This window comes from Kutzneria sp. NPDC051319, from assembly GCF_040682195.1.
GTDB lineage: Bacteria > Actinomycetota > Actinomycetes > Mycobacteriales > Pseudonocardiaceae > Kutzneria.
This window is the reverse complement of record NZ_JBFBAM010000065.1, coordinates 43,039-52,093: the sequence shown is the minus strand read 5'-3', so window position 1 is coordinate 52,093 and position 9,055 is coordinate 43,039. Positions and strand designations below refer to the sequence as shown.

Below are 9,055 nucleotides of genomic sequence, written 5' to 3'. Positions count from 1 at the left end.
TCGGGCAGAACTGAGCCTTCAGGTTCAGTTCTGCCCGAAACCGACATTCATGGTGTCTGAGAGCGTGACTCGCGGGGGTTCACTTGCCTTTGAACTCGGGTTTGCGTTTGGCGGCGAAGGCGGCCGGGCCCTCCTTGGCGTCCTCGCTGAGGAAGACGCGCATTCCGTGCTGGGCCTCGATCTTGAACGCCTCGTTCTCGGGCAGGCCCTCGGTCTCGCGGATGGTGCGCAGGATGGCCTGCACGGCCAACGGGCCGTTGGCGGCGATGGTGTCGGCCAGCTCCAACGCCTTGGCCAGCGCCCGTCCGTCGGGGACGACGTGACCGATCAAGCCGAAGCTCAGCGCCTCGGCCGCGGTGATGTGGCGGCCGGTGAGCAGCAGGTCGGCGGCGACGGTGTAGGGAATCTGGCGCGGCAGGCGGACGGCGGAGCCACCGAGGGGGAACAGGCCCCAGCGGGCCTCGGACACGCCGAACCGGGCGCTCTCGCCGGCGACGCGGATGTCGGTGGCCTGGAGGATCTCGGTGCCGCCGGCGATGGCCGGGCCCTCGACCGCGGCGATCAGCGGCTTGGTCAGCCGGCGGCCCTTGAGCAGCGGCTCGATCACCGACAGGTCCCAGCCGCCGCCGGAGAAGGAGTCGCCGGGATGGCTGGCGGTCATGGCCTTGAGGTCGGCCCCGGCGCAGAACGCGCCGCCGGCCCCGGTGAGCACGCAGACCCGGACGCTGTCGTCCGAATCGACGCGGTCCCAGGCCTCGCGCATGATCGCCATCATCGGGCCGGACAGGGCGTTGCGCGCCTCCGGGCGGTTCATCGTCACCACGAGCACGCCGCCTCGTTGGTCTACCAGGCAGTGCTCGGACTCCTGCGTCGCCGTCATCAAGCCTCCCAGGGGATTGCCGAAAACAGTAACACGTTCTAGTTTGCAGGGGTGGCCCTGAACATCGCAGACCTCGTGGAGCACGCAGTCGATCTCGTCCCCGAGCGCGCCGCGGTGGTCTGCGGCCCACGCCGGGTGACCTACGCGGAGTTGGACGAACGAGCCAACCGGCTGGCCAACCACCTCGCGGCCGCGGGCGTCAAGCCCGGCGACCACGTCGGGGTGCACTCGCGGAATTCCATTGAGATGGTGGAAAGCATGCTCGCGGCGTACAAGCTGCGGGCCGTCGCCATCAACATCAACTACCGCTACACGAGCGCCGAGCTGCGCTACGTGTTCGACAACTCCGACCTCGTCGCGCTGGTCCACGAGCGCCGCTACGCGCCGTTGGTGGCCGAGGTGCTGCCGGACGTGCCGGGGCTGCGGCATGTGGTCTACACCGAGGACGGCTCGAACGAGAACGTGTCCTATTCCGCGGTCGAGTACGAGACCGCGCTGGCCGGCGCCAGCCCGGCCCGGGACTTCCCGGAGCGCAGCCCGGACGACATCTACATCCTCTACACCGGCGGCACCACCGGCTACCCCAAGGGCGTGCTGTGGCGTCAGGAGGACGTCTGGCGTGTGCTCGGCGGAGGCATCGACTTCATCACCGGCGTCCCCGTCGAGGACGAGTGGCAGCAGGCCCGCGCCGGCCAGGCCTACGGCCTGGTCCGGCTGTGCGCGCCGCCCATGATCCACGGCGCCGCCCAGTGGGGCGTGTTCGGCGCGCTGTTCACCGGCAGCACCGTCGTGCTGCTGCCACAGTTCGACGCCGACGAGATCTGGCAGGCCGTGCAGCAGCACAAGGTCCAGGTCATGATGATCGTCGGCGACGCCATGGCGCGGCCGTTGATCGAGTCCTATCGGGACGGTGACTACGACGCGTCGTCGCTGGCGGCGATCTCCAGCAGTGCGGCCCTGTTCTCCAAGGCCGTCAAGGAGGAGTACGTCTCCGCCTTCCCGAACGTCGTGATCACCGACGCCATCGGCGCGTCGGAGACCGGCTTCACCGGCATCGGCGTCGTCCAGAGCGGCGCGCCGCAGACCGGCGGCCCGCGCGTGAAGGCCGATCCCTCCAGCATCGTGCTCGGCGACGACGGCAGGCCCGCCCCGGCCGGCGTGATCGGGAAGCTGGCCCGTGGCGGCCACATTCCGATCGGCTACTACAAGGACGAGGAGAAGTCGGCGTCCCTGTTCGTCGAGGTGGACGGCAAACGCTATGCCGTGCCGGGAGATTTCGCCCGGCTGGAGGAGGACGGCACGGTGACGCTGTTGGGGCGCGGCAACATGTGCGTCAACACCGCGGGGGAGAAGGTGTTCCCCGAGGAGGTCGAGGGCGTCCTGAAGTCGCATCCCGACGTCTTCGACGCGCTGGTTCTCGGCATCCCCGACGACCGCCTCGGCCAGCGGGTCGCCGCCGTCGTGCAGACCCGCCCCGATCGGACACTGTCCTTCGACGACCTGGATGCCCATGCGCGGCACCAGATCGCCGGCTACAAGGTGCCACGCAGCATCTGGCTGGTCGACGAGATCAGCCGGCTGCCCAGCGGCAAGCCCGACTATCGCTGGGCGAAGGAACTCGTCGCCAACCGCGCGCCGAGCGTCGAGGTGCAGACCACCGCCGGCCTTGGAGGCTCCCGTGCGCATGGAACTGTGTGACCGCTTCGGCATCGAGCACCCGATCTTCGGCTTCACGCCGTCCGAGCACGTCGCCGCGGCCATCAGCCGTGCCGGCGGGCTCGGGGTGCTCGGCTGCGTCCGGTTCAACGACCCCGCCGAGCTGGATGCCGCGCTGACGTGGATGGACGAGCACACCGACGGGCGGCCGTACGGCGTCGATGTCGTCATGCCGGCCAAGGTCCCCACCGAGGGCACCGCCATCGACCTCGACGCCCTGATTCCCCCGGGGCACCGGGATTTCGTCGAGCGCACCCTGCTCGAACTCGGCGTGCCACCCTTGGACTCCCACAGCACCGGCGTCCTGGGCTGGCTCCATTCCGTCGCACGGTCCCATGTGGACGTTGCCCTGCGGCATCCCATCCGCCTGATCGCCAACGCCCTCGGCTCCCCGCCGGTCGACGTCATCGAGCTGGCCCACAGCCACGACGTCCCCGTCGCCGCCCTCGCCGGCAAGGCCGAACACGCCCGCCGGCACGTCGACAACGGGGTCGACATCGTGGTGGCCCAGGGTTATGAGGCCGGCGGCCACACCGGCGAGATCGCCTCCATGGTCCTCGTGCCCGAGATCGTCGACGCCGTCGGCTCAGACGTTCCCGTCCTCGCCGCCGGCGGCATCGGCAGCGGTCGTCAGCTCGCCGCCGCCCTCGCCCTCGGCGCCTCCGGCGGGTGGCTCGGCTCGTGCTGGCTCACCACCGCCGAGTACGCCGAGGGTCTGCCCGTCTCCGCCACCCAACAGGCCCTGCTCGCCGCCGGCTCCAGCGACACCGTGCGGACCCGCATCTACACCGGCAAACCGGCCCGGCTGCTCAAGACCCGCTGGACCGAGGCCTGGGCCCGGCCCGACGCCCCAGAGCCGCTGCCCATGCCGCTGCAGAACCTGCTCGTCGCCGACGCCCACCAGCGCATCACCCGCTCCGGCGACCCCAGCGTCGTCTCCATGCCCGTCGGCCAGATCGTCGGCCGCATGAACGAGATCCGGCCCGTCGCCGCCGTCATGGCCGATCTGCTGCGGGAGTTCGACGAGACCCTGACCAGGCTCGACAAGCTGCGCTAGCGGCTGCCCACCCAATCGGCCAACCGTTCCAGCGACTCCTGGCTGTGCGGATCGTGCCGCCCGCTGCGGGATCGCCCGAACGCGTGGACCCGGGTCCGCCGCTCGACGCCGCCCGGGTCCGTCCAGAGCAGGGTGTTGCGGCGTTGGTCCACGCCGGTGACCGCGCTGGTCGGGATGGACACCGTCCGGACCCAGCCGCGCACCCTGATCGTGTCGGGCGTGCAGTCGACGCCGCACTCCGTGCCGCGCACGCTCAGCGTGACGGCGACCAGCAGCGCCACGACCAGCGCGGGAATCTCCAGCGCGCCGGAAAGCAGCGGACCGGCCAGCACAAAAACCCCGAACGGCAGAATCCAGCTGGCCACGATGATGGCCACCTGCGAGAGCACGCTCATCCGGAGTCTCAGTGGCACAGCGTGATGATAGCGGCACTACACGGGGGTGGCCGCCAGGGCGGATCCGATGTGCAGCAACTGGGTGGTCGCGCCGCCGAGGGCGAACTCGTGACGTTTGGCGGCGGTGAAGTACCGGTGCAGGGGGTGGCTGAGGTCGATGCCCATGCCGCCGTGGACGTGGACGGCGGTGTGGGCGACGTAGTGCCCGCCCTCGGCCGCCCAGAACTTGGCGGTGGCCAGCTCGGTGTCGCAGGGCAGCCCCTCGCTGAGCCGCCACGCGGCCTGCCACAGCGTGAGCCGGATGGCCTCGACCTGGATGTACGCGTCGGCAAGCCGTTGGGTGACGGCCTGGAAGCTGCCGATGGGGCGGTCGAACTGCTGCCGCGTCCGGGCGTACTCGGTGGTCATCTCCAACGCCCGCTCCACGACGCCGAGTTGCAGCGCGCAGTGCCCGACGACGCCCCGGTGCAGGGCAAAGGAAACGGCCTCGCCGGGCAGCACGCGGTCGTCGTCGAGGTGCACGTCGGCGAGGTCGAGCAGGCAGCTGTCGTCGCCGTCGACAACTTCCTGCGGCAGCACGGAAGCCTCGTCGGCGCGGACGAGGAACAGCCGCAGGCCGTCGGAAGTGCTGGCGGGAACCAGGAAGACCTCGCCCGGCGGCACCAGCGACTTGGTCCCCGTGAGCCGCCAGCCGCCATCGACCTGCGAGGCCCGCGTAACCGGAGCCAGGGGATCGTCGTTGTTCTCTTCGGACAAGGCGACCGACAGCACGGTCGACCCGGTCAGCGCCGGCCGCACCCAGCGGTCGACGGCCTCGGCCGTGCCGAACCGGGCCACCGTCGACGCGGCCTGCACGATGGACGGCAGGTACGGCGCCGACGACACGGCACGGCCGAGTTCGACCAGCACACTGCACTGCTCCAACAGCCCGAAACCGTTGCCGCCGGCGGATTCGGGCAGGGCGGCGGCCAGCACGCCGGACGCCGCCAGGTCGGTCCACTGTGGATGCTCACGCACCATGGCGGCGAGATCCCGCTGCGCTTCCGAAAACTCGAAGTCCACCGGAGGTTCCCTTTCAGCGCCGGCCGACGGGCAGGCCGAGGCCCACCGCGGCGATGATGTCCCGCTGCACCTCGTTGGTGCCGCCGCCGAACGTCAGGATCAGTGACGACCGATGCATCCGCTCGATCCGCCCGTGCAGCAGGGCGCCGGGCGATCCCTGGCGCACCAAGGAGTTCGTGCCGAGCACCTCCATCAGCAGCCGGTAGGCCTCGGTGGCGAACTCGGTGCCGAAGACCTTGGTGGCCGACGCGTCGGCGGGGCTGGGCGACTGCTTGACGCCCCAGGCGATGCGCCAGTTCATCAGCTTGAGGAACTCGGCCTTCGCGTGCACCCGGGCGAGATGCAGCTGCACCCACTCCTGGTCGATCACGCGGTTGCCGTCGGGCAGCTTGGTCCGCTGCGCCCACGCGGTGACCTCGTGCAGCGCGGTCAGCACGGGGGCGGCGGAGGTCAGGGCGACCCGCTCGTGGTTGAGCTGGTTGGTGATCAGCGGCCAACCCCGGTGCTCCTCGCCGACCAGCGCCGTGGCGGGGACCCGCACGTCCTGGTAATAGGTGGCGCTGGTGGTCGGGCCGGCCATGGTGTGCACGGGCGTCCAGCTGAAACCCGGCGCGTCGGTGGGCACGATCAGGATGCTCAATCCCTTGTGCTTCTGGGCATCCGGGTCGGTGCGGGCGGCCAGCCACACGTAGTCGGCGTACTGGATGAGGCTGGTCCACATCTTCTGGCCGTTGATCACGTAGTCGTCGCCGTCCCGCACCGCGCGGGTGCGCAGCGACGCCAGGTCGGTGCCGGCGCCGGGCTCGGAGTAGCCGATGGCGAAGTGCACCCGACCGGCGGCGATCCGGGGCAGGAACTCGGCTTTCTGCGCCGGCGTGCCGAACCGCATGATCGTCGGCCCGATGGTGTTGAGGGTGAGGAACGGCACCGGCACGCCGGCCACGGCCGCCTCGTCGAGGAAGATCAGCTGCTCCAGCATGGACCGGTCCTGGCCGCCGTGCTCGGCCGGCCAGCCGATCACCAGCCAGCCGTCCCGGCCCAGCTGGGCGACGACCTCCTTGTAGGCGGCGCCGTCGCCGTACTCGCCGCTGGCGGTGGCCAAGGCCTCCCGCCGCTCCGGCGTCATCAGCTCCGCGAAGTACGCCCGCAGTTCGGCGCGCAGCCGCTCCTGCTCGGGGGTGTACGCGATCCGCATCCGCGGCCTCCCGGCTCGGCGAGGTGGAACGTGTTCTAGTCACCGTAGCACGGTGTTACCGTGAATCGCGCCCAATCACAGGCAACGGGAGGCGGTCGTGGCGATCGAAGTCGATCGAAATCTGTGCGAGGCGAACGGCCTGTGCGTCGCGGCCGCTCCCGAGGTGTTCACGCTGGACAAAGACGAGGAGCTGGTGATCGGCGAGGTGGTGGCCGACGCCGAGCTGGCCGAGCGGGTCAGGGTCGCGGTGGCCAGCTGTCCGCGCAACGCGCTGCGCGTGACCGGCTGACCGGTCTTGCCCAGAACGAGAACAGATTCTAGTGTGGCCTGGGTAACACCGCGGTGATTCCCGGCGACTAGGAGCGGCGAGTGGACTTGGCGGGCAAGGTCGCGATCGTCACCGGCGCGGCCGCCGGACTGGGCCGGGCCGAGGCGCTGGCCCTGGCCGCGGCCGGCGCGTCGGTGGTGCTGGGCGACGTGGCCGACGCATCCGGTGTGCTGGCGGAGATCGAGGAGCTGGGCGGCAAGGCCGAGGTCGTGCTGGGCGACATCGCCGAGCGGTCCACGGCCGACGCGCTCGTGCAGGCGGCGGTGGAAGGCTTCGGCGGCCTGCACATCGTCGTGAACAACGCCGGTGTGCTGCGCGACCGCATGCTGTTCAACATGTCCGACGAGGAGTGGGACACGGTGATCCGCGTACACCTGCGCGGCCACTTCCTGCTGTCCCGCAACGCCTCGGCCTACTGGCGGCAGAAGTCCAAACAGGACGGCCAGCCGGTGTACGGTCGCGTGGTCAACACCTCGTCGGAGGCGTTCCTGCTCGGCTCGGAGGGGCAGCCCAACTACGCGGCCGCGAAGGCCGGCATCGTCGCGCTGACCGTGGCGACCTCGCGAGGCATGGCCCGCTACGGCGTGAAGGCCAATGCCATCTGCCCGCGCGCCCGCACGGCCATGACGGCGAACGTCTTCGGCGACGCGCCGGAGGGCGTGGATCCCCTTTCGCCGCAACACGTTGCCCCGTTCGTGGCCTACCTGGCCTCGCCGGCCGCCGACCACATCAGCGGGCAGCTCTTCGTCGTGCACGGCGGCATGGTGGCGCTGATCGCCGCCCCGGCCGTGGAACAGGTCTTCCGCGCGGCCGACGGCGATTGGGCCGCCGTCGGCGGCTACTTCGCCGACCGTGACCCGGCGCGCACCTTCGCCTGCACCGAAGTTCTGTCCCTCGGTTAGGAGACGGCCATGACGGGACGACTCGACGGCAAGACCGCGCTGATCACCGGCGCGGCCCGGGGCCAGGGCGCGGCCGCGGCGCGGCGGTTCGTCGCGGAAGGCGCCCGCGTGATCATCGCGGACGTCAACGACGACGCCGGCAAGGCGCTGGCCGACGAACTCGGCGACGCCGCCGACTACCGGCACCTCGACGTCGGCTCGGAGCAGGACTGGGCCCAGGTCACCAGTGAGCTGGAACGGCTGGACGTGCTGGTCAACAACGCCGGCGTACTGCACTTCTCGCCGCTGGGCAAGACCACCCTGGCCGACTACGAGCGCGTGATCCGGATCAACCAGATCGGCACGTTCCTCGGCATGCGCTCGGCGGTGCCGCTGATGAAGGAGCACGGCGGCTCCATCGTGAACGTGTCCTCCGTGGAGGGTCTGGCCGCGATGCCGCTGCTGGTGGCCTACTCCGCCTCCAAGTTCGCCATCCGCGGCATGACCAAGGTGGCGGCGGTGGAGCTGGGCCGCAAGAACATCCGGGTCAACTCGGTGCATCCCGGCGCGATCGACACCGACATGGTGAAGACCGCGTTGGGCGGCCACGAGATGGACATGACGCCGGTGCTCAAGAAGCTGGCCATCCAGCGCGCCGGCCGGCCCGAGGAGGTCGCCAACGTGGTGCTGTTCCTGGCCAGCGACGAGAGCTCCTACTGCACCGGCGGCGAGTTCTCGGTGGACGGCGGGGCGGCCGCGACCCACGCCCTGGCCCCGTCATGATCGTCGCGTTCCGTCAGGTCGGGCGGATCTCCCTGCTGGGTTGGGACGTCGTGCGGTCGGTGCCGCAGCGGCCCTTCCAGTGGCGGGAGCTGATCCGCCAGTCCTGGTTCTTCGCCAGCGTCACCATCCTGCCCACGGCGATGGTGGCGATCCCGTTCGGCGCGGTCATCTCGCTGCACCTCGGCTCGCTGACCAAACAGATCGGCGCCCAGTCGTTCACCGGCGCGGCCAGCGCGCTGGCGATCATCCAGCAGGCCAGCCCGCTGATCACGGCGCTGCTGGTGGCCGGGGCGGGCGGCTCGGCGATGTGCGCGGACGTCGGCGCGCGGACCATCCGCGAGGAGATCGACGCCATGCGGGTGCTGGGCGTGCCGCCGGTGCAGCGGCTGATCGTGCCCAGGGTGCTGGCCGCGATGTTCGTGTCGATCCTGCTCAACGGCCTGGTCAGCGTGGTCGGCGTGCTGGGCGGCTACTTCTTCAACGTGATCCTGCAGGGCGGCACGCCCGGCGCCTACCTGGCCAGCTTCAACGCGCTGGCCCAGCTGCCGGACCTGATGGTCAGCGAGCTCAAGGCCGTGATCTACGGCTTCATCGCCGGCGTGGTGGCGGCCTACCGCGGGCTGAACCCGTCGGCCGGCCCGAAGGGCGTCGGCGACGCCGTGAACCAGGCCGTGGTCATCACCTTCCTGTTGCTGTTCCTGGTGAACGTGGTGCTGACCGGCATCTACCTCCAGCTGGTCCCGCCGAAGGGCATGTGA

10 protein-coding genes are annotated in these 9,055 nt (G+C 70.5%); 6 read left to right on the top strand and 4 right to left on the bottom strand.

Annotated elements, in window-relative coordinates:
• Positions 1–79: 79 nt before the first annotated feature.
• On the bottom strand, positions 80–880 hold the full coding sequence (locus AB0M73_RS39115) for a crotonase/enoyl-CoA hydratase family protein (RefSeq protein ID WP_363902367.1): 801 nt from the start codon (positions 878–880) through the stop codon (positions 80–82).
• Positions 881–931: 51 nt separating this feature from the next.
• Here AB0M73_RS39115 and AB0M73_RS39110 point away from each other — a divergent pair, with 51 nt between their 5' ends.
• Together AB0M73_RS39110 and AB0M73_RS39105 are read left to right on the top strand one after the other, a co-directional pair.
• A complete protein-coding gene (locus AB0M73_RS39110; RefSeq protein ID WP_363902364.1) occupies positions 932–2,578 on the top strand; it encodes an acyl-CoA synthetase in 1,647 nt (548 codons plus the stop codon).
• Complete coding sequence (locus AB0M73_RS39105; RefSeq protein ID WP_363902361.1) at positions 2,559–3,653, top strand: nitronate monooxygenase family protein; 1,095 nt, start codon at positions 2,559–2,561, stop codon at positions 3,651–3,653. The genes AB0M73_RS39110 and AB0M73_RS39105 overlap by 20 nt, the downstream gene beginning before the upstream one ends.
• Here AB0M73_RS39105 and AB0M73_RS39100 read toward each other — a convergent pair.
• From AB0M73_RS39100 to AB0M73_RS39090, 3 genes are read right to left on the bottom strand one after another with little or no spacing between them, the layout of a single operon-like run.
• Positions 3,650–4,066, bottom strand: coding sequence for a hypothetical protein (locus tag AB0M73_RS39100; protein WP_363902358.1), 417 nt, complete (start codon positions 4,064–4,066; stop codon positions 3,650–3,652). The two genes, AB0M73_RS39105 and AB0M73_RS39100, sit on opposite strands and share 4 nt — an antisense overlap.
• An 18-nt stretch (positions 4,067–4,084) precedes the next feature.
• On the bottom strand, positions 4,085–5,110 hold the full coding sequence (locus AB0M73_RS39095; protein WP_363902355.1) for an acyl-CoA dehydrogenase family protein: 1,026 nt from the start codon (positions 5,108–5,110) through the stop codon (positions 4,085–4,087).
• Positions 5,111–5,123: 13 nt separating this feature from the next.
• Positions 5,124–6,305, bottom strand: coding sequence for an acyl-CoA dehydrogenase family protein (locus AB0M73_RS39090; RefSeq protein WP_363902352.1), 1,182 nt, complete (start codon positions 6,303–6,305; stop codon positions 5,124–5,126).
• Positions 6,306–6,402: 97 nt separating this feature from the next.
• On the opposite strand from AB0M73_RS39090, the gene AB0M73_RS39085 reads away from it, so the two are divergent.
• The 4 genes from AB0M73_RS39085 to AB0M73_RS39070 all read left to right on the top strand — a co-directional run bounded on the left by AB0M73_RS39085 (position 6,403) and on the right by AB0M73_RS39070 (position 9,055).
• Entirely contained in the window at positions 6,403–6,594 is a 192-nt protein-coding gene (locus AB0M73_RS39085; protein ID WP_363902349.1) for a ferredoxin, read from the top strand.
• Positions 6,595–6,674: 80 nt separating this feature from the next.
• Positions 6,675–7,535, top strand: a complete 861-nt coding sequence (locus AB0M73_RS39080) for a 3-oxoacyl-ACP reductase (RefSeq protein ID WP_363902346.1) — start codon at positions 6,675–6,677, stop codon at positions 7,533–7,535.
• A gap of 9 nt (positions 7,536–7,544) precedes the next feature.
• The gene (locus AB0M73_RS39075; RefSeq protein ID WP_363902343.1) at positions 7,545–8,297 is read left to right on the top strand and encodes a glucose 1-dehydrogenase; all 753 of its coding nucleotides are present in this window, start codon (positions 7,545–7,547) and stop codon (positions 8,295–8,297) included.
• Positions 8,294–9,055, top strand: a complete 762-nt coding sequence (locus AB0M73_RS39070; protein ID WP_363902340.1) for an ABC transporter permease — start codon at positions 8,294–8,296, stop codon at positions 9,053–9,055. The genes AB0M73_RS39075 and AB0M73_RS39070 overlap by 4 nt, the downstream gene beginning before the upstream one ends.